Below are 19258 nucleotides of genomic sequence, written 5' to 3'. Positions count from 1 at the left end.
GGTGACTTGGTGAGAACGAGCCACAGAGACCACAGCAGTACCGCTGCACCCGCACGGACTGACAGCCGTGCGGGTGCCGCTCGTAGGTGCCGTTTTTCCCAACGGCGGCTGTGCCACACTCAGGACATTGCGGTTCACGAAAGAATAGAACCGAAAGACCGTGGTTGCTTGGCGCGATACATCCAGTTGGTGCGGGGTTTGTGGGCACAGCAAACTATCCGCACCTTTCTCCCAAAAAACTGAGAGATAGCAGTGCTGCTGACCAGCATTGCGACAGTTCGAGCATAACTTCTCAGCTTTCATTCACGAACGACTGACTCAGGATCACACTTCACTTGGAAGTGCGCGACAGCTGCTTGAACAGCCTCAGACGGAATCCCGTACTGACTGGCAACAGTATCGGCATCAGATTCATCCTCCACAATCTGTGTTGCGAGGAAGTGAACACCGATACGGGTGTTCTTCACCCTTGGTTTGCCGTCAAGTACGGTTGGCGAAGTTGTAATCCACTCTTCGGTGGAAGGCTGTGCAGCAGTCATACACAGATATCTATGTTCAGCGTACTATACTCTTTGTCGTCTAAGCAGATGATCCTCATCTCAGGAAATCATATGCTTTGATCGGGTAGTGTCCGTATCCAGTCCTTTAGAAGGCAACAAAATTTCTGTGATTTTTCTATATCATCATACAGTTTATATTGTTTTGGCCCGATACCGACCTATTTAGTTGCTTAGCGTGTTGTCCATATACGACAAGTAGCTAATCAAAAATATTAGATGATAGTAAAATAAACACTACTCAACGAAAATGGCCGATATCAAATCACCCCGAAACACAGCGAGGGCCTTCCCGTGAGCGAATCTCGGTACCAGTGGTCCCGCAAGTCACTCAGTGAGTTAGTCGACTTCTACTACACCGAAATACGACCGGCGATGCAAGAAGCCGATTACGACCCAAAACAGGGTCGACCGAGCTACGAGTGGTTGGCCGCCAACGGCTTTTCTGGACTGTCCTACACCCTTCGCGAGCACCACGATCTCACGGTCAAGGAGTTCTTTGTCGAGGAGGTTGGTCTTGACGACAATACCCCCCAAAGAGACGACGAGGAACCCGGCTATGATTGGAGGATCAGAAGTGACGAGACTATCGAAGCAATCCAGACGTATCTCTCAACACAGCGCAACCGCGGCGAGCTCGCACCGTCGACGGTAGTGAGTCGACGCTCTCGACTTGCAGAGTATGCTCGGATCTATGAGAAACTGCATGGCCCACACAGTCTCACCCGAAACCTCGATGATATCGACGAGCGGCCAGCCGAAAATGACCGCTGTATGGAGGTCTTCGACGTCCTCAAAGACCGTCTGTCGACCGATCAATCTCGGCTCAAGTACCTCGGTGATATCCAGCAGTTCTACGACCACCAGGTCCGGTTCGAGGGCGCGAAATACAATCCGCTCGACGGGGCAAACGATCAATTTCGCTGGGAGATTGACACCCCCGACAACAAGACCGTCGACGCCGACGGGATGCGGGCTATCTACGAAGCCGCAGAAAGCATTGAGTCGCAGCTCCTCGTGTTGGCTCTCGGAGCCTGGGGTCTACGACCCAACGAGGTTGCCTCGCTCTCTCTTGACCAATTCGTGCTCACCGATGACGAGGACAACCGAATCGTCTTCGAGCAGCGTAAGAACGGCCCTGGAGAGGTCGCACTGCTGTTCGGCGTCGACGTGCTCAACCAGCGAATCGTCGATCTTGATGGCCCGAACTGGGATGGCTACCTCTTTCCATCCAGTCGCTCATCGTCCGGGCATATCGCACCGCAAACAGTCAACGAACGGTTCAAACGGCTTGCTGAGGACGCGGGAGTCACTGTCGAGGCAAAGACACCAACCGCCAAGATGGGTCGACGCTTCTGGTACACAACATACAACGAGGCAGTCAAACAGATGATGGAAGGACTAGAAGGAATTGCTGCCGATCAGGGTTCGGCGAGTACAGAGGTCGTCTCGCAGAACTACCTCTCAGAGGCCGAAAAACGACGCTACCGACGAGAATCCATGCGTGATGAGCTGAACGGCGTATTCGGTCAACTCTGATCTATTCGATGAGTGGAGACACACCAGATTGCAAGTGAAAGAACTGCGGACAGAGTGGTGTCAAAATGAGGGTGAGAAAGGTCTAGTTCATGCTGAAATTACAAACTGACTGAACGACTGCGTGAGGCACTACCCGTTCAAAATCACTACGGTGGATGCGGTTGTTGAAGTAGTCGCATATCTCCAGTCTCGACTGTATCGCGCCACAGCTGGAGGACAGCGAGTGTTACAAGACGAACGGTTTGAACTTCTATACAAGACGGGACAGCATCGTCGTGCGCCGCATGTGGTGGCTTGTGAAAATGGGTATCGGGAAGTTCAATCCGAGGATGGCAGTCATACCGATAATTGAAATCCTCACCCTCTGTGTAGTGGTAACGGTAGTATCTCTTGGTCGTCCAGGTAACGTCAAATCGACCGGACTCGGCCTCAATACCATCGTCAAGATGGAGATGAACGGCTTCTGGATTGAGTTCATCGTCGAACTCAGTAGCGGTGATTAGTGGTTCGTAGTCCTCGGCGACTGTTCGAACCCGTGCCATTAGATCTGAATCAGGAGCACCCGTATCGACTTGGTCCCAATCGTCTGTCACACTTCGGCCTCGGCCAATCGGTGTGCTTCGCCAACTTGAATAGCAGCCTTCGCAATCGCAAGGTTGCGACGTGTCGACTGCCACTGGCCGACATCACTCCATCCCTCGTCGCCAGGTTCAAGTTCGATCACGAGATCCTCGGGACTTTCAACATCGTAGGTCTCGCGGAATTCGGCGATTGATTCTTTCATATCTTGGATGCCCTCAACAAGTTCTTGGTGTGAACACGTTGTGCGGAGTTCTTCGATCCGTCTATCGACGAGTCGACCTTGATGACGTTTGTACAGAGTAGTACGGCCGTCCTGTTCGGTAGTGCCGAAACCCTCCTCAACGAGTTCGTTGAGATACTTTCGGGTAGTCGGTTCACTCACGCGAGCGCGGTCTGCGATTGTGCTCACTTTCGAGTAGGTAGTTGTCTCCTCAAGTATCTCTTTGACGCGCTCTCTAGCCGTCGTTGAGGATGTCCACTCATCGACCACCTGTTCGTTGATGTCGGTCATTGCTGTTGGTTAGAACTCGTAATAAAAATATCTTTCCCAAGATCGCATATATTATCCATTGGTGGTGAGTCGAATCTGACTTACTCGGGTCTCCTGTGTGCTCAAGAGATGTGGTTACGCATTGCGTGTTACTAAGGAGAATCATGAACTTGGAGATGCTAATATTGGCCCTCAACCGGAGCTAGTCCCGGCCCAGAGCCGAATTTTTGCACGTTATTGTAGGAACGTGCAAAATGGCGAATGGGCAGGGGTGATATACACTCTATATACTCTCTATATCCTCAAACAGCGTATCGTCGATCTTGAGGACTCAAACTGAAACGCCGATTTTTCCCGTCAGTCAATCCTTGTCGGGCCACATCACGCCGCAGACGGCCACCAACCGGTTCAAACGACTCACCGCTACCACCGGTGTCACCGTCGAAAGTGAAACACCTACCGCGAAGATGAGACGGTGGGTTTGGTATGCGACCTACAACGAGCCGGTCAAGCAAATGATGGAGGGATTAAAAAAATTGCCGCCGCTCAAAGTTCGTTGAGCACAAATGAGCGTTCATATTTCAAATATGGCGTCAAAAATTCTATCATGTATCTCATGCTGGTCATGCTGATCTGTGATAACTTGACCAAGAGCGCGATAAACAAATTCGGCCCCATTCTCTTCGAACATTGCGTATCCAACCACATAGCCTAGATTTGTTAATGACCATTTTCCAGCTACTCTTTTACTTCCTTCTCTCTTGGCGAGAGGGGGTTCATCTATCCATTTTTCAGAAGAGGGATCACTCCCAAGATTATTCATTATTTCAGTAACTTGTTTCTTACTTGTATTGCATTCTCTTTTGATTTTGTCTCTCTCAACAAGCCTACTGTCTGTATTCCAAACTACTCGAAAGACCTCTTTAGCAAAAAGCTGACCACTCTGGCAGTTATTGATTAATTCAATCGAATTTTGGATTTGGTCCATTAATTCTACACCGCCAACAACTTCTTCAGGATATGTTAATATATTCTCTAACAAGTTTAAATATTCTAAGTCAGAATCAGTTGTTTCACGTCTATATGGATCAGAATCTGCTTGTTTATATTTTTTAACTGCCAGTGTTGCTCTGTCAATTCTTTCCCCCATACCACTGTAACTTCCGAGGATATGATCGTTATTAAAAGAATACTGACATAAGTCTTCTTCAATTGATTCCATTTCCATTATATCATCTATTTTTAATGCATGTTCTTTTTTGTTTTCTACTTTATTATGAGAATATTCAAGAAAATTAGACATACGACTGTGTTCTTTGTCAAAATTCGAACGTGGTTCACCGAACAATCCCAATATAAATCCCCATCCCAATTCGTCGTAGCTAATATTTGTATCTGATAGGAAAGTAAGTGACCGCAGCGTTTGTCCTATTGTGTACCCCAAACGAACTTCGTGATCAAATTGTGTATTTGGCATCCAAGTATGAGGATCAACGAACTCAGTATCTCGTTTTAAATGGATTCGCGGTTCGATGTTCAGCAACTTTTCCCATCCCTCTGAATCATACTCTGAATCAAGAAATCCCCCCGCTTCTAAGAGTGCAATATCATCTACAAGAGCTTGTATACGATGTGAAAGATTGGGAAGTCGTTTATTAACGATCTTACGACGAGCTCTGTTTTTTGTATCGGTATCAAGATCGTCTCTATATTGTTGGCCTGCTAGTAGTTTCCGTTCATTTTCATACAGGTAGCTACTCTGAAGATTTCGATTCTCTTCTATATCCATACACCATCATGTAGTGTTCTAATTATGGATATTATGAAATTCGAATTTGACTAATCACGAAATATAAATAAGTTTCGCCACACCCCCACTGGGTCTGACATTCTCACAATCTATGCATCAATTTTCATCCGCAGAATGAATCAAAACAAAAACCGAGTCGCCAGTTCAACCATATTGATAGCTCTTGCCATTATTTATATACTACCTATGATATTGGAACGGTATCGTTCTTGTGTCGGCGGAACCCGATGTGCAAAAAGTAGTCGCCGTTGCGGGTGGTGAGTGTGCTTTCGGTGACGTTCCATTCGTCGGAGTCAAGATACTGCCGCTGGTAGCCATCGTCGGCGTCGGGTAGAGCAAGGTCACATCGAACGCGACTCTCTGTAGTGGAGAGCGATACCGTATCGTCATCAAACAGCGTCATAGTCCGGGTATCGTACTTCACCGTGGGTGCGGTGAAAGTCGGTTTACTGACCTTCTTTCCGTTGGACTGGCGTTCGATGCAGCCGGTGATGGCCTCTGCGGCCTGGTGAGTGGCGAGAATCGTGTGTTGACTTCCGAGGTTGGTCTGTTCTCGCACGGTGTCGTAGGCGAGTGGTTGTATGTCGCTCTTGGTGTTGCACTGGCCCCACGCCATGTCGGTGGCGAGTTGGCAACCACGCTTCCACTCGGAGATAGTTTCCTCAAGCAACTGCTGTTGCTCAGCATCTACCGAAAGGCGAGTGATTGCCGTCCGACGCACGTAGTCGTCTGCCACAGTTTCAATGTATTACGGCGGCTACTTATAAGCTGGTGTTGTGGCCGAAACGAACGCGCTCCTCCCCTTCCTACTCTCACTTCGCTCGTTCCTTGAGGAAGGGGACTCCGCGCTACCGCTTCAGTTGAATACAGCGTCATCAGGTTTCTCACGATAGATCTGGTTCCTCAGCAGGCGCTCGCATATCGTCGACCTGTAATATGAGTATACTATTCGTGACGTCCTTAGCATCGATCGTCCCCGCAATCCGTAGTTTTGAGAGCGGGGTTGGACCAATAACTATCTCATCACCGTCATGGAAGTCGCGGATCGAACCTTGGAGATGGATCTCTGCTCGACAGAGGTCGGGATGATGAACACTTGAGAGATCGATTTCTTCGATGAGGACCGACTCAATGAGCTCTTTATTCTGCATCAACCGAACGGATGCTGGATCATCCATTCGCTCAATATCAAGTGCCTCGTATGCCTTTGGAGTCGGCTTGTACCCACCCTTCGGACCAGCAAGACCCTCAACGAGCTGGAGGGAAGTCAGACCTTGCATCTGATTGCGAACTGTCCCTGGATTCCGACCCACCTCTTCAGCAAGATCATCTCCCTTGATCGGGTCATCAGTCTCCCGATAGAGGTCAGTTAGTGCAGTAAGAATCGTCTTTTGGCTCAATGTCAGATCGATTGTGGCCATGCCTAAACATAATATTGAATTAACATAAATATGCTGTCGACCTGTGATTATGTGCCGCAACCGAGTTGTTAAATAAAGCGGTTACGACCAACCTGATCCACGAGACTGCGGCGACCACCCCATGTACCGAGTGAAACACACACCACTGTTTCCGCTGTTATCACTCACCTCGCGTCCAAAGTGAATAGACCCCCCGTTATCGATTTGTATTCTCAAAACGGGGAGGATCAATCACCGAACGTGACCAACTAACCTATCTGGATTCCATCAGTACGTTGATTGCAAGATGCACAGCGCAAATCGTTCTAATGTGCTGTCTGCTTGTCTCAAAAAATCACACACATGACAAATTATAAGTAAATTGCAATTAGTTTTTGCCATATGAATTCAATAGGTATTAAAAATATACTCGGTATTGAGCTAAAAGACCACAGATATACAATTGTAGAAGGGAATCTTGAGAATATTTATCGTATTGATGACTCTCGTGGTAATACTGTACTTCGATTTGATAAGGAAGAATCTACACGTGACGATTATCACGTCAAAAATGCAGATGATGAATTGATTGGAATAATAGGTAGACATAAGAATACTCCAGAGATTCCTGAAGGACATGATGGAAATTATGTGATTTATTCAGTGAATGATGACAAGTGCCTTGCTTCAATAATTTTACCATGGACAACTGGGGAAAAAGTAACACAATTCAACAATTCAGATGAGATTGTATTTATTGATATAAATTACTTAAGACGTTTTTATAGGATTTTTACAAGATGGCCAATGAATGCTTTGCTCACAAGAAAATTAGAATTTAAAGCACCAAACAAGGGTGAAATTGGAAAACTTGAATCGGATGTCTCTTACAACCCTCTTAGTAAACGAACTAATGAACTAACGTTTGGACGATATAAGAACATAACAGATTTCGAAAAATTTTGTGTAATGGCCCTTGGAATATTTGTACTCTATTAAGTATACTGAGTAATGAATGTATAGTTCTAATTATTGGCAATTAATCCATAGGACAGATTATAACGGATATTTGGATGTGAGTGAAGTGAATGTACCTGCACAATTCAAGCTCTATATCTTGCACAGCGTATCCTGATAGAATCCCAGTCGATCACATCGAGAACCTCCCGATCTTCTCCAATAGGTGCTGAATCTGTGTCTGCGGTGGCTGGCTAGCCTCCAGCAAGACGGTGGCTGGGAGTTCTACCGGCAGACAGTCGCTGTCGGCGGCGATCAGCCGCCGACGCGACGGCGTTGCCACTCACCAACGCTGCCCTAATCCAAGGGCAACTACCGGAAGAACCGGCTGTCGAGCGGTTGGTTCGCTGGAACGGCTCGACGAACTCCGAGAGCTGTCCAGGCCCCACGGAGCACCATCTCACAGAACTCTACGAACGACCACTCCAAGAGGCGGCGCCCCCCGCGGCGGGGCGCCGCCACGTACATCCAGTGCAGATAGCGCCAGACGTTCTGTAACAGCAGACTCACGACAAACAGCAACAGCCGTAATCCAGCGTCACGGGAGCTCGTAAGCGCGAGACTCTGCTTGGCTAATCGGTAGGACGATTCGATGCCGAACCGCTTGCGGTAGTGTTCTCGGGCATCGCGTGGCGTTTCGATAAACGGCGCGTCAGCGGCGTAGCCGTGACGCGCCACCCCATGTTCGTCGTATCTACCTTGCTGGTAGACACAATCGATGTAGACTGGGAACGTCACCTTCCCAGCTAGCTCGTGTTCGATCACACGGCTCCAACCACTGCTGAGTTCATCTTTGATGGTATCACCCCACCTGACAACCGGGATGACGTAAGCGTAATTGTAGGCGTACAGCAACCCTAGGCAGGTGCTGTTGTAGAAACCCCGATCAAGATAGACGGCCTTGACGCGCAGGTCAAGGCCGTCAAGCAGTTCGAGGAACTCACCGAGTACGTCACCGGAGGTTTCGCCAGCGACCAGCTGGCGAACCGCGAGCGTGTAGCGTTTGTTGCGCACCCGTGCGTACAGTGTTGCATAGGCGTGAAACGTCGTTGTTCCACGCTTGGCCAGTGAGGAGTAGAGAGCTTCTGTCTCGTCTTCATCGCCGTAGTAGGGATCGAGGTGGAGGTCGGCGACGACCTCCACCGGTCGATCAGGAAGCGTATCGACAGTATCCCGTTGGAGCAGCGTGTCTCCAACTTGCTCGACAGTATCGAGGTAGAACTGATCGGTAAGGTGTCCACGGACGGTATTGGCGTGTGGAGAGTCTTCGGTCGTCTCGCAGATGTGATTGACCGAGGTCCCGCTGGCGCTGGCGCCAGCGAGGACCTCATAGAGCTTCTCTGATGAGACCTTTACACCGTCTGCGAGTTCTATCGGAAGTTCCTCGTCGAGAGTGTTGACGACAAAATTAAGCAGATGCTCTTCTTCGATCTGGTTGTCTGTTTGGAGTTCTTTCACACCATGTCCAAACAGACACTCCATCTAACCCGATGTGATCGACTGAAACTCGATTACGTACCTCGCTGCGATACGTGGCCGCTATCTCTCGGACGATAGCCGGTCGCAATGTCAACCGGTCAGCTATTGTTGCACCAGCGGAGCCGCGAGCCAACGCCGAATCAGTACACCCTGCTACTGTTCGACCGCGCTCGCCGCTCGGATGATCGTCTCTTCGCCGAACTTCGGACCGATGAGCTGGAGCCCAACCGGGAGTCCGTCGACATCGCCCGCGGGCACCGAAATCGCGGGCAGATTGGCGAGGTTCACTGGGACCGTATTCGCATCCATCAGGTAGAGCTGGAGCGGATCGTCCAGACTCTCGCCGAGCGCAGGTGGGGTGACCGGCATGGTGGGCGATGCGAGGACGTCGACATCCTCAAAGGCGGCGTCGAAGTCCTGTTTGACCCACGCGCGGGCGTCCTGTGCCTTTTTATAGTATTTATCGTGGTAGCCCGCTGACAGCGCGTATGTTCCCAAGAGGATACGGCGTTTGACCTCCGGGCCGAATCCCTCCTCTCGGACCGCAGCGAAGGCGTCGTTCCAGTTGCCCTCACGGTCACCCTCGGGGCCGTAGCGAACGCCGTCAAACCGTGCGAGGTTCGAGGAGGCCTCCGACATGGCGATCACGTAGTAGGCCTGGACAGCGTGTTCGAGCGACTCAAGCGAGACCTCGGTGATCTCTGCACCCTGGGCTTCGAGTTCGTCGAGCGAGTCCTCGAAGACCGAAACCACCTCGTCGTCGGCCCCCTCGATCAGGTCGGTGATGACGCCAATGGTGAGGCCGTCGACGTCGCCGTCGGCCGCGGCAGCGTATGCGGAGTCCGCGCCGCCGTCGTTGGTCGTTCCGTCCCGGCTGTCAGGTCCCGAAATCACGTCGAGCACGAGTGCAGCGTCTTCGACCGAGTTGGCGAGTGGGCCGACCTGTTCTAAGCTGTTGGCGTAGGCGACAATTCCGTACCGCGAGACGAGCCCGTAGGTCGGTTTAATGCCGACGACGCCGCAGAAGGCGGCGGGGTTTCGGACCGAGCCACCCGTATCGGTGCCGAGCGCGAGGTCGGCCTCACCGGCGGCGACTGCGGCTGCCGAGCCACCCGACGAGCCGCCGGGAACGTGGCCCGGGGCGGCCGGGTTTTCGACGGGACCGAACGCCGAGGTTTCAGTGGTGCCGCCCATCCCGAACTCGTCCATGTTGGTCTTGCCATTGAGCGTCCCCCCGGCTTCGAGAACGCGGTCGACGACGGTGGCGTTGTACGGCGGGACGTAGTCGGCGAGCATCGCCGACCCGCAGGTCGTCCGGACGCCCTCGGTCGAGATGTTGTCCTTGATGGCGACCGTTTTGCCGGCGAGGGGGCTGTCGTCGGTGGGGTCGACGTCTTCATCGACTTCGTCGACTTCGACGGTCGACTGGGTGATGAACGCGTTGTGGTCGTTGCTCATGAGACCGTGGGCCCTTTGAAAAAGCCGTCTTCGGTTTCGGGGGCGTTACGGAGGGCTTCGTCTTGGGTCAGTCCGTCTCGGACCTCGTCGTCCCGCATCACGTTGACGAGTTCGGGTTCGGACTCGACTTCGGGCACCTCGTCGAGGGCCTCGAAGTATCCGAGAATGTCGGCGAACTGCTCGGTGAACTCGTCGACCTCCGCGTCGGCGAGATCCACGCGGGCGAGTTCGGCGACGTGCCGTACGTCTTCGGCGTCGACAGGCGAATCGCTCATATCTACCCCGAGCCGTGGCCCGTCACTAAGGGTTTCGGTCCGGGTGTTGTGCACCGAATAGCTGTCCGCACACCGGACAGTTCTGGTCGACTTCCGCACACAACCCACCCATCACAAATAGGCATAACAGTCACGTGTTATGGCCAGTAGCCAAATGTAAAATCGCCCGCAGTGACGGGGGGTATTGTTAATGATCTTCACCCCGGCGCAGTCATGCAGTTTTCTGGGATTTTTGGAGTGATTTTATGGGGTACAATTAAGTTGGCTGGGCATCTGTATACTGATGGAGATTACGTTGTGGGCGAGACGTATCTGTCCCACCTTCCATCCAATCATGACCGATAACGTCCGTACGTTTACCGACGAGCACACCCGACAGCGAGACCGGTCGACGGAGACCACAAAACGGTCCGACGAGGAGCTTCGCTGTCCCGAATGTAGCGGTCAGCTCGCGACAGACACCGAACACGGTGAGACGGTGTGTCGCGACTGTGGGCTCGTTGTCGAGGAGAACGAGATAGATCACGGCCCCGAGTGGCGTGCATTCGACAGCTCGGAGCGCAACTCGAAGTCCCGCGTCGGTGCACCGACGACGAAGATGATGCACGACAAGGGCCTGAGTACGAACATCGGTTGGCAGGATCGCGACGCCTACGGCAAATCACTCTCGTCGCGACAGCGCCAGAAAATGCAGCGGCTCCGCACGTGGAACGAACGCTTCCGCACTCGCGATAGCAAGGAACGAAACCTCAAGCAGGCGCTCGGCGAGATCGATCGAATGGCCTCGGCGCTGGGGCTGCCGGACAATGTCAGAGAGACGGCCTCAGTAATCTACCGCCGGGCACTCAGCGAGGATCTGCTGCCGGGGCGTTCGATCGAAGGCGTCTCGACCGCGTCGCTGTACGCCGCCGCCCGACAGGCTGGTACACCGCGGAGCCTCGACGAACTCACGGGCGTCTCGCGGGTCGACAAAGACGAGATCGCCCGTACCTACCGGTACATCGCCCGTGAACTCTCGCTTGAAATCAAGCCAGCCGATCCCGAGCAGTACGTCCCGCGGTTCGCCTCGGGTCTCGATCTCTCCGATGAGGCCGAGCGTCGGGCTCGCGAACTGCTATCGACGGCCAAAGCACAGGGCGTCCACAGCGGTAAGTCGCCGGTCGGCCTCGCCGCCGCGGCGATCTACGCTGCCTCACTGTTGACCAACCAGAAGGTCACCCAGAGCCAGGTCAGCGAAGTCGCCAACATCTCCGAAGTGACGATCCGCAACCGATACCACGAACTGCTCGAAGCCGACCAGCAGACACAGTCTATCAACTAACGCTCTTTCTGTTTTCGACGGCATCGCTTTACGAGCGAGAGGCATCTGTGGAGTCCGCCCGACTCTTGCCCTGCTGTTCAGTCGGACGATCGTCTGCTTGCGAGTCGTCCGTATCCAGTTCTTCTCGGACGGCGTCAGGAGGGTCGTCGACTGCCGTCGACCCGGTGTACTCCCGGATGGAGATCTCGATGATGAGTTTGGTGACACCGAGAACGATCGGGCCGACGAAGATGCCGATGATCGTCAACACGGGATCGAGCTGGGCCCCACGTCGCATCACCATCGGTCGGAGGATGTTGTCAACCGTACCGATGACGACCGCGCCGAAAACGACCAGCGCGAGGGCGGCCACCGGTCGACCGACGACGAGGAAATAGATCGCGGCCGGAAGCCAGACGACCGAGGCCCCGACCAGCGGCAGGGCTGTGAGGAACGTCACGACTGTCCAGAAGACGACGTTCTGAATCCCGCCGACCACGAACACGACCCCGAACCGGGTGGCGAGTATGTCGTTGAGTTGGGTGATGATCGCAGGATCGAACTCGGAGAGCAGTCGACGCGTCTGGGTTGCGGCGACGCTGACGATCACCACGACCGGGAGCACGATCGCAAACAGGCCAAAAACGAGCAGAAACCGCCGCGAACGGCCCGGGGTACTGCTCATTGCATTACTGAGTGACGCTGCTCAGTGCGTCAAGGCCGATTCGCCGAGGATCGACCGGAGTATCATCGAGACGATAGTGCGCATGCAGCCGCAAGGTGGTAGTTGGCGACTGTGTCGACAGTCAGTCGATGAATTACAAACGGGCCAATGATAGGCTGAACTACGCGCGGACACCCACAGAGTCGGGGGTGGTCCGGCGGTCTTTCAGCCACGAGCCGAGCGCGCCACCGAGCGCACCGGGAATAGCGTGGAACGCAAGCATGAGGACACCGAAGCCGAGGATGCCGAGGGTCAGGATCACGCCACCGAACAGCAGGGTCGTGAATGCGGCGACGAGGAGTACGATGAGCGACCCGAAGACGGTTGCGAGCCCGCCGTGGATCGCACCCGAATCCATCGGACCACCGACGACGTAGCCAGCGGCGAGTCCACCAAGGATGCCAATTGCACCCCAGTAGCCGAGTACACCGACGGCCTCCGATCCCGTGTACAGCAGGCCGCTGATGAACCCGAGGGCGAGCGTTACAACGAAGCCGGTAAGTACGGCCGAGGTATTGATCTTCATGATCAATTAGGTAGTACGCTGTCAGTGGTATTAACAGTCGTTTCAAGCCGGATAGACAGTCTATAGATCCGGTACTCGGTGGACCTCTCGGGCGTCGACGGGTCGACTCAGCCGGGGAGTCGACCCAACCGAGGAGACGACTCAGCCAAGGACGAGGAGAAACTCCGCGAAGAGTTCGCCGCCGACGGACTGCGTGCCTAATCGCGTCGACACAACAGCCGTTACTTTCTTTTTAAATGCTCTTTTGACCGTACGACAGCCGAATAGGTAGCTTTGAATGAGCCGTCTCGCTACGGCTCGTATGGAGACAACGCGACATTTCACGTCGACTGTCTATATCGTCAACGAGGGAGCCACCGCGCTCCACCACCACGACCGTCTCGGCATCCGGATTCCGCCCGGCGGCCACGTCGACCGCGACGAACTCCCACACGAGGCGGGCCTCCGCGAAGTGAGCGAGGAGACGGGTCTTGACGCACGGCTCGTTCGAGAAACGGCCCCGCTCGAACCACCGGCTGGCGAAGTGTTGCCACAGCCCGCCCACATGATGCTCTACGATATCAACGTTCATCCCGATGGGCGCGTTGGCCACCAGCACATCGACCACATCTACTTCGCGGCCGTCGACAGCCGCACGATCGATCCCGGCGAACGCGAGGCCGGAGCCGAACACTGGGCGTGGTATACCGCCAGCGACTTACGTGAGAGCGATATCGACGCCGATACCGTCGCGATCGGCCGTGAGGCGATCGACGTAGTCAGCGAGACGATGTCGACGGGTAGTGCCGACGCCGAGTAGACGGGCGTTGCAATCCGACGTCGGGCCAGGAGTCGCTACTTTTGCGCTGTCGAAGACATTCATATAGTATACATAATTGTTTTTGGTTATTTTCAACTGTGTGCAGGGTTGTTTTCAGAATCCAGAAGGCCTATACTTAGACACCCATATCACAATTCACTCAGATCATGTTTAGCTACTTTCCTGCATACGAGTACTTACTGGGTTTCGGAATCGAACGATCTGTGGCCTATCAACAGGAGGTATTCGAGAGTTGCTTCATCGAGTCGGGCACTGACGAGACGTCAGTCGACGGAGGCGGTCGGCGGACCGACGATTCTCGGCTTCCCTGGGGCTCGTGTGGACGGTATGGCGGGTGGGGCGGTCACGAGTTCTTTGAGACGGATGCGGGGGTCGATCACGTGCCGGTGGTGTTCGTTCACGGCAACCGCCGCGATGCGAACGATTGGGTCGACACCTGTGAGCATTTTATTGCAGAAGGGTATCAGGGTGATGAGCTGTGGGCGATTACGTTCTCCGAGCGAACGCCAACCCACCTTCAGATGCGCCAGCAGCTCGAAGAGTTCGTTTCACACGTCCGCTCGCACACCGGTGCTGAATCGGTGATTCTCGTCGCCCACAGCCTCGGTGTAACCGGCGTCCGGTACTGGCTCTCCGAATTCGACCGGTACGACTGGGTCGAGACGGTCGTCAGCCTGGCCGGCGCGAATCACGGTGTTTCGTGGGCGACGCTCTGCTGTACCAGCGGGCTCGATGTCGGCCCGTGTGGAGTGAGCGGGTTTTTACGTGGCGACCACGCCCGGCTGCCGGATCATCCACTCACCGAACTCAACGAGAACGAGACGCCGGGAGACGTCGACTACTACACGATCCGTGGCACGTACGACACGGTGTTCTGGGCGGATCCGGCGAGCCCCCGGCTGGAGGGAGCCGTCGAAAACCTCGTCCTCCCGACCGACCACGATGGGGTCCGCGAAACCGAGGCCGCCGTCGACCACATCTTTGCGTGGGTAACCGACAGTGCCGCGGAGAACGATACGAATCGGTGTGCAACTGGGATGTGAACAGTCCACTACTACCGGATGCAAGTCTTTAGACCAGTTCAGGTCAGGTCGATCGAAAGCTCACCGAACGCGTTCAGCAGAATAACCAGAGTATTAGTCTTCCCCGTCGCCCACATCGCCATCTCCGAGCCACTGGTACTATCGTCCTGGTGAAAACTGATGAGGGTTTTCGAGTCGTCGATCATCAAGAGCCGCCCGAACCGTCGACGGTGGAACGTCGAGCCGAGTCGTCTCAGGAACCTTGGTTCTGATTTCGGACAGAACGGCGTCCGAAAGGCCCCCAATCGAAACCGAGACCCCGCGAGCGGCGGCGCTCGACAGCCCGTCGATGAGGTCCGACGAGACGAATTCGTCGCTCGCCAGATAGACGATCTCGTCGTCGGCCTCGGTGAAAAACGTCAGTAACCGATCGACGATCGCCTCGCTGGATTCGACCGTCCAGATGCCGCGTTGTTCGACGATCCGATCAGGCGGCTCTAACTTACCCAGGGCGGTTGTAAGCGACGAGAGTCGGTGGTGGGCGTCGACTTCGAGCGTGGTTCGAATGGTCTCGGCAGATACCGCGATGAACTCCTTGGGCGTAGTGTCCTGAATCGTCACCATTCCTTTGTCGCGGAGTTCGTCGACGGCGTCGTAGACACGTGTCCGAGGGACCTCCGAGACCTGGCTTACCTCTTTGGCCGTCGCCGAACCGAGGCTCGACAGTGCGACGAACGTCCGCGCAGCGTACGTACTCAACCGAAACGATTCGAGCTGTTCGATAGCCGCTGAATGCGGATCTGATCGTGGATCGTGGCTCATGTAGGGGACAACAGTAGCGGGTCGACTCCAGTACGACTGACCAGATATTCGCAGTCGCAGGTGCCCATCCGTTCGTGATATATCCTATATAATCACCCAACACATATACTACTTTTGTGAGTAACTGAGTGAATACCGAAAGCACCGATAACTGGCTCGACGGTAGATACAACACATATTTAAAATAATTCACGCACCCAGTTACAACGGTAGTGTCGTTTGAGTCCTTTTTCAGGGGGTAAAAGACGATCCCAGAATAGATCCACGAGGCCGTATATAATTTTCATGAATCAAGTGACAATGCCTATCCCCGTGGGAATACGTTATGTACGTACGCTCAGTCCGGCCGACGATTCGATACCATGGCAACACTAGATAATATAACCGAGGCTATCGAGGTGCTTCAACAGCTCGGGCTCAAAGAGTACGAAGCGCGGTGTTTCGTCGGCCTCTCACAACTGTCTGCGGGCACTGCAAAACAACTCGGCAAGATGACCGAGGTCCCGCGGACACGCGTCTACGATGCCGTTCGGACGCTCGAAGCGATGGGGCTCGTCGTGATCCAACATTCGAGTCCCCAGCAGTTCCGGGCCGTCTCGCTGTCCGAGGCGACCGAGACGCTCCGAGACCAGTACGACAGTCGCGTGGACCGACTCCACAACGCGTTGGACGAAGTGGAGATGGTCGACAGCGGCGAGGAGTCGGCAATCCAGGAGGTGTGGGCGATGACCGGCTCGAAGCCGATCGAAACCCGAACGAACAACCTGCTTGACAAGTCGACCTCCGAAATCGTGCTGGTCATCGGTGACGAGACGCTGCTGACCGACCGGCTGATCAGCAAACTCAACGAAACGGGTGGAAGCGTCGACCTGTTGGTCGGCGCGCCAACCGAGGCGATCAGAGCTACGATCCAAGAATCGATCCCCGAGGCCACGACGTTCATCTCCGGGCTTGAGTGGCTCGAAGAAGAGGAGTATGACACCGGCGAGACGGCCATCGGTCGGCTGCTGTTGGTCGACCGCTCGAAGATTCTGGTGAGTACGATCATCCCGTCGACCGACGAGGAACACGCCATCTACGGCGAGGGGTTCGGCAACGGGTTGGTCGTGATCGCCCGTCGACTGATGTCGCAGGGCGTATTCACGGTGCAATAAGGGGGAGGGGGGGGGAGGTGGAGGGCCGAAATGGGGGAATAGGCAGGGAGGCGTAGCACGCCTGGGGAGGGGGAATCACCCAGTCTACGGTTCTACCCATTTCCACCAAAGCCTCACAACTACATCAACCAGCGACATTTTAACGCCCGTATGAATTGTGATAAACCGAGTAACATCATCGTGCGAGTGACAACCAGTCGCTGTCGACCAGTAGCGACCCGTGACTATATATACGAGAGCTACCCAACCGGCGACCAGTGCGATTCAGAGACGATCACGAAGCCGAACTGGTCGGCACGCTGGGAGACAGTCACGAGCTCTCTCGGCGAGCCCGTGCGTACGGCGAGCGTGTGATTCAGGACACCGAATGGCCGATTGATGACGTCGACCTCACAAAACTCACGTGGGCGACGTCGACGCGCGCGAAGCGTCGACACGGCCGGTGTTCGTACGACGGCGACGGGCGGGCGACAATCACGCTGACCGAACACACCTACGAGCGCGCCGGCTTTGAGGCCTGCAAGAAGACGGTTCGTCACGAACTCGTCCACGCCTGGCAGTACCAGCATCGCGGCGAGTACGCCGCGGTGACTGACTCGGGCATCGATCTACTGGTCGACGGAGAGCCCACAGCCGTCGGTTGTGCCCACAGCGACCACGCCGAGACCGACACGGCGAGCCGCAACGTACAGGCGTCCGCTCGCCGTTTTACCGTCGACACTGGTCACGGTGATTCGTTTCGGGCGTGGATCGAGCCACTCGATCTCCCGGGGCGCTGTTCGACCTATTACGAGCGCCGCCGATCGGATTTCGCCTACGTCTACAGCTGCCCTACCTGCGAGCAGTGGTGGGGCAAACACCGCCTCTGCAAGAGCGTTCGGCAAGCCGCCCACGGCGGCCATGGCTCGACGGGCTACCGCTACTGTACCGAGTGTGACGTACTGCTCCATCTCCAGGTTGGACCGTGGTATCTGGCCCATGGAGACCACGACGACACGACGATCAAGACCTTCACTGCTGGCGAGTTCGAGTCGACACCGGACCGTTCGCTCCCGCTCGTTCACTGCGACGATATCGAACTGACCGAACGACCAGTATAAAAACCGATTGTACTGCTGTTAGCGATCCGAATCGTGGCCGAGCGAGTCGATCAGCGCAGGCAGGTCACTGGTGAGTCGGTCGCGGTCGATGTAGGCGTCGGCCCTGGGGTCACGGTCGGGGCCACCGGGGAACAGGACCTGGATTGCGTACAGTCCCGACTCGGTCGCCCCACCGATATCGTCGACCGGTGTATCACCGATGTACACCGTTTCGCCCGCCGTCGTCCCAAGTTCGTCCAGCAGCGCGTCAAACGCCGTTTTGTCGGGTTTTCCGGCCGGAAGCTCGCCGGTCACGAGCGTGGTGTCGAACAGTTCGTCCCACCCGAGCTGCTGGATTTTCGACCGCTGGGCCACCATCGGGCCGTTCGTGAGCAGCCCGACACGGTACCGCCTCCGGAGGTCGGAAATCAACTCTTCGGCGTGATCGATCGGTTCGAGTGCGCCGGCGATCGCCTCACGGTAGGCGGTCGCCATCGCTTCGGGCTCGACTCCGCTGTCAGTAACTGCCAGTAGGTCGGCGAAAACGGGTGTTCGACTCTCGGAGGTGAGGTGTTGGCGGTGCACGTCCAGATACTCCTCGCGAGTGATGGCGGGACCGTCGACGGCTGCAGTCGCCTCTGTGAGCAGCGTTGTGCGATCCTTCGTCGTCACCGCGAGGGTGTAATCGAGGTCAAACGCGACCCCCCGTATCGACATAGCCGACCGTTTGAAGTCCATCCGTTTGAGCCTACCGACTCCCTGACTACGAAATCGAGGGAGCCTCACCTGCCCAGTGACGCTTCCCAGTCGACGATTCCGAAACGGTGAGCGCCTCAGTCGAGTTGAGTCGATCCGATTTGACCCGATTCGGCTAGATCCGTTTCGAGTCGTCTCGTTTAACTACTTGACTTCGCACGTTAGACGAAGATGCCCTCGATTTGTTGCATTAGCTCGTCGGTACTTCGGTTCGGACTGTTGAGTGCCCAGGAAAGGAGATTTTCGACGCCTTCACGGAAGGAACGTTTGATATCGGCACGAAGCGACGCTGCGTGACCGAGAATCGTTCCAAGAGCGCTATGTGCAGCACCCAGCTTAAGGAGGCTGTAGGCCAGCATCAGCAGGTGCCAGTGCCGACTGGCACCTGCGGCATGCCGGAGCTCGCAGTCGCCAAAACCGAGGTCCTGCTTGGTGTCTCTGAAGAACG

21 protein-coding genes and 2 pseudogenes are annotated in these 19258 nt (G+C 55.0%); 8 read left to right on the top strand and 15 right to left on the bottom strand.

What is annotated here, in order from left to right; genetic code table 11:
* Positions 1–299: 299 nt before the first annotated feature.
* Complete coding sequence (locus O2S87_RS14210; RefSeq protein ID WP_475409443.1) at positions 300–539, bottom strand: DUF433 domain-containing protein; 240 nt, start codon at positions 537–539, stop codon at positions 300–302.
* A gap of 312 nt (positions 540–851) precedes the next feature.
* On the opposite strand from O2S87_RS14210, the gene O2S87_RS14205 reads away from it, so the two are divergent.
* Positions 852–2096, top strand: a complete 1245-nt coding sequence (locus O2S87_RS14205; protein ID WP_475409442.1) for a site-specific integrase — start codon at positions 852–854, stop codon at positions 2094–2096.
* A gap of 146 nt (positions 2097–2242) precedes the next feature.
* Here the strand turns inward: O2S87_RS14205 and O2S87_RS14200 are convergent, their stop codons facing one another.
* From O2S87_RS14200 to O2S87_RS14180, 5 genes and pseudogenes are all read right to left on the bottom strand, one after another.
* A complete protein-coding gene (locus tag O2S87_RS14200) occupies positions 2243–2638 on the bottom strand; it encodes a toxin-antitoxin system TumE family protein (RefSeq protein WP_475409444.1) in 396 nt (131 codons plus the stop codon).
* Positions 2639–2685: 47 nt separating this feature from the next.
* Complete coding sequence (locus O2S87_RS14195; protein ID WP_475409441.1) at positions 2686–3189, bottom strand: DUF7342 family protein; 504 nt, start codon at positions 3187–3189, stop codon at positions 2686–2688.
* Positions 3190–3742: 553 nt separating this feature from the next.
* Positions 3743–4957 (bottom strand): hypothetical protein, encoded by a 1215-nt coding sequence (locus O2S87_RS14190; RefSeq protein WP_475409440.1) that lies wholly within the window; start codon positions 4955–4957, stop codon positions 3743–3745.
* A gap of 220 nt (positions 4958–5177) precedes the next feature.
* Positions 5178–5714, bottom strand: a pseudogene (locus O2S87_RS14185) (nuclease/transposase family protein); the annotation flags it as partial.
* Between the two features lie 148 nt (positions 5715–5862).
* Positions 5863–6399, bottom strand: a complete 537-nt coding sequence (locus tag O2S87_RS14180) for a TrmB family transcriptional regulator (protein WP_475409439.1) — start codon at positions 6397–6399, stop codon at positions 5863–5865.
* Positions 6400–6780: 381 nt separating this feature from the next.
* Between O2S87_RS14180 and O2S87_RS14175 the strand changes: the two genes are divergently transcribed.
* Entirely contained in the window at positions 6781–7377 is a 597-nt protein-coding gene (locus O2S87_RS14175) for a hypothetical protein (protein WP_475409438.1), read from the top strand.
* Between the two features lie 151 nt (positions 7378–7528).
* Here O2S87_RS14175 and O2S87_RS14170 read toward each other — a convergent pair whose 3' ends face one another.
* From O2S87_RS14170 to gatC, 4 genes are all read right to left on the bottom strand, one after another.
* Positions 7529–7678, bottom strand: coding sequence for a hypothetical protein (locus O2S87_RS14170; RefSeq protein ID WP_475409437.1), 150 nt, complete (start codon positions 7676–7678; stop codon positions 7529–7531).
* A gap of 29 nt (positions 7679–7707) precedes the next feature.
* The gene (locus O2S87_RS14165; RefSeq protein ID WP_475409436.1) at positions 7708–8877 is read right to left on the bottom strand and encodes an ISH3 family transposase; all 1170 of its coding nucleotides are present in this window, start codon (positions 8875–8877) and stop codon (positions 7708–7710) included.
* 150 nt (positions 8878–9027) lie between these two features.
* On the bottom strand, positions 9028–10332 hold the full coding sequence (gene gatA, locus O2S87_RS14160) for an Asp-tRNA(Asn)/Glu-tRNA(Gln) amidotransferase subunit GatA (RefSeq protein ID WP_475409435.1): 1305 nt from the start codon (positions 10330–10332) through the stop codon (positions 9028–9030).
* The gene (gene gatC, locus O2S87_RS14155) at positions 10329–10607 is read right to left on the bottom strand and encodes an Asp-tRNA(Asn)/Glu-tRNA(Gln) amidotransferase subunit GatC (protein ID WP_475409434.1); all 279 of its coding nucleotides are present in this window, start codon (positions 10605–10607) and stop codon (positions 10329–10331) included. The genes gatA and gatC overlap by 4 nt, the downstream gene beginning before the upstream one ends.
* Before the next feature lie 334 nt (positions 10608–10941).
* Here gatC and O2S87_RS14150 point away from each other — a divergent pair, with 334 nt between their 5' ends.
* Positions 10942–11928: a transcription initiation factor IIB gene (locus O2S87_RS14150; RefSeq protein WP_475409433.1), complete on the top strand. Its 987-nt coding sequence runs from the start codon at positions 10942–10944 to the stop codon at positions 11926–11928.
* A gap of 28 nt (positions 11929–11956) precedes the next feature.
* Here the strand turns inward: O2S87_RS14150 and O2S87_RS14145 are convergent, their stop codons facing one another.
* Together O2S87_RS14145 and O2S87_RS14140 are read right to left on the bottom strand one after the other, a co-directional pair.
* A complete protein-coding gene (locus tag O2S87_RS14145) occupies positions 11957–12592 on the bottom strand; it encodes an AI-2E family transporter (RefSeq protein WP_475409432.1) in 636 nt (211 codons plus the stop codon).
* Between the two features lie 160 nt (positions 12593–12752).
* On the bottom strand, positions 12753–13157 hold the full coding sequence (locus O2S87_RS14140) for a DUF5518 domain-containing protein (protein WP_475409431.1): 405 nt from the start codon (positions 13155–13157) through the stop codon (positions 12753–12755).
* Positions 13158–13235: 78 nt separating this feature from the next.
* On the opposite strand from O2S87_RS14140, the gene O2S87_RS14135 reads away from it, so the two are divergent.
* The 3 genes from O2S87_RS14135 to O2S87_RS14125 all read left to right on the top strand — a co-directional run bounded on the left by O2S87_RS14135 (position 13236) and on the right by O2S87_RS14125 (position 15020).
* Positions 13236–13358 (top strand): hypothetical protein, encoded by a 123-nt coding sequence (locus tag O2S87_RS14135; protein WP_475409430.1) that lies wholly within the window; start codon positions 13236–13238, stop codon positions 13356–13358.
* 100 nt (positions 13359–13458) lie between these two features.
* On the top strand, positions 13459–13956 hold the full coding sequence (locus O2S87_RS14130) for an NUDIX hydrolase (RefSeq protein WP_475409429.1): 498 nt from the start codon (positions 13459–13461) through the stop codon (positions 13954–13956).
* Between the two features lie 224 nt (positions 13957–14180).
* Positions 14181–15020 carry an esterase/lipase family protein gene (locus tag O2S87_RS14125; RefSeq protein WP_475409428.1) on the top strand — a complete coding sequence of 280 codons (840 nt, stop codon included), beginning with the start codon at positions 14181–14183 and terminating at the stop codon, positions 15018–15020.
* A gap of 138 nt (positions 15021–15158) precedes the next feature.
* Here O2S87_RS14125 and O2S87_RS14120 read toward each other — a convergent pair whose 3' ends face one another.
* A complete protein-coding gene (locus tag O2S87_RS14120; protein ID WP_475409427.1) occupies positions 15159–15821 on the bottom strand; it encodes a TrmB family transcriptional regulator in 663 nt (220 codons plus the stop codon).
* Between the two features lie 362 nt (positions 15822–16183).
* Between O2S87_RS14120 and O2S87_RS14115 the strand changes: the two genes are divergently transcribed.
* Together O2S87_RS14115 and O2S87_RS14110 are read left to right on the top strand one after the other, a co-directional pair.
* Positions 16184–16975 carry a TrmB family transcriptional regulator gene (locus tag O2S87_RS14115; protein ID WP_475409426.1) on the top strand — a complete coding sequence of 264 codons (792 nt, stop codon included), beginning with the start codon at positions 16184–16186 and terminating at the stop codon, positions 16973–16975.
* Between the two features lie 257 nt (positions 16976–17232).
* Positions 17233–18075 (top strand): SprT-like domain-containing protein, encoded by an 843-nt coding sequence (locus O2S87_RS14110; protein WP_475409425.1) that lies wholly within the window; start codon positions 17233–17235, stop codon positions 18073–18075.
* A gap of 18 nt (positions 18076–18093) precedes the next feature.
* Here O2S87_RS14110 and O2S87_RS14105 read toward each other — a convergent pair whose 3' ends face one another.
* The gene (locus tag O2S87_RS14105) at positions 18094–18771 is read right to left on the bottom strand and encodes an HAD family hydrolase (protein ID WP_475409424.1); all 678 of its coding nucleotides are present in this window, start codon (positions 18769–18771) and stop codon (positions 18094–18096) included.
* A gap of 200 nt (positions 18772–18971) precedes the next feature.
* Positions 18972–19258 (bottom strand): annotated as a pseudogene (locus O2S87_RS14100) (IS701 family transposase); the annotation flags it as partial.

Source organism: Halohasta sp. A2 (assembly GCF_056175805.1).
This window is presented reverse-complemented; position numbering and strand designations above follow the sequence as displayed.

Bases quoted from the DNA above. Each gene is read 5' to 3' on its own strand.
- O2S87_RS14210 (WP_475409443.1), bottom strand. From the start codon at position 539: ATGACTGCTGCACAGCCTTCCACCGAAGAGTGGATTACAACTTCGCCA.
- O2S87_RS14200 (WP_475409444.1), bottom strand. From the start codon at position 2,638: ATGGCACGGGTTCGAACAGTCGCCGAGGACTACGAACCACTAATCACC.
- O2S87_RS14195 (WP_475409441.1), bottom strand. From the start codon at position 3,189: ATGACCGACATCAACGAACAGGTGGTCGATGAGTGGACATCCTCAACG.
- O2S87_RS14190 (WP_475409440.1), bottom strand. From the start codon at position 4,957: ATGGATATAGAAGAGAATCGAAATCTTCAGAGTAGCTACCTGTATGAA.
- O2S87_RS14180 (WP_475409439.1), bottom strand. From the start codon at position 6,399: ATGGCCACAATCGATCTGACATTGAGCCAAAAGACGATTCTTACTGCA.
- O2S87_RS14175 (WP_475409438.1), top strand. From the start codon at position 6,781: ATGAATTCAATAGGTATTAAAAATATACTCGGTATTGAGCTAAAAGAC.
- O2S87_RS14165 (WP_475409436.1), bottom strand. From the start codon at position 8,877: ATGGAGTGTCTGTTTGGACATGGTGTGAAAGAACTCCAAACAGACAAC.
- gatA (WP_475409435.1), bottom strand. From the start codon at position 10,332: ATGAGCAACGACCACAACGCGTTCATCACCCAGTCGACCGTCGAAGTC.
- gatC (WP_475409434.1), bottom strand. From the start codon at position 10,607: ATGAGCGATTCGCCTGTCGACGCCGAAGACGTACGGCACGTCGCCGAA.
- O2S87_RS14150 (WP_475409433.1), top strand. From the start codon at position 10,942: ATGACCGATAACGTCCGTACGTTTACCGACGAGCACACCCGACAGCGA.
- O2S87_RS14145 (WP_475409432.1), bottom strand. From the start codon at position 12,592: ATGAGCAGTACCCCGGGCCGTTCGCGGCGGTTTCTGCTCGTTTTTGGC.
- O2S87_RS14140 (WP_475409431.1), bottom strand. From the start codon at position 13,157: ATGAAGATCAATACCTCGGCCGTACTTACCGGCTTCGTTGTAACGCTC.
- O2S87_RS14130 (WP_475409429.1), top strand. From the start codon at position 13,459: ATGGAGACAACGCGACATTTCACGTCGACTGTCTATATCGTCAACGAG.
- O2S87_RS14120 (WP_475409427.1), bottom strand. From the start codon at position 15,821: ATGAGCCACGATCCACGATCAGATCCGCATTCAGCGGCTATCGAACAG.
- O2S87_RS14115 (WP_475409426.1), top strand. From the start codon at position 16,184: ATGGCAACACTAGATAATATAACCGAGGCTATCGAGGTGCTTCAACAG.
- O2S87_RS14105 (WP_475409424.1), bottom strand. From the start codon at position 18,771: ATGTCGATACGGGGGGTCGCGTTTGACCTCGATTACACCCTCGCGGTG.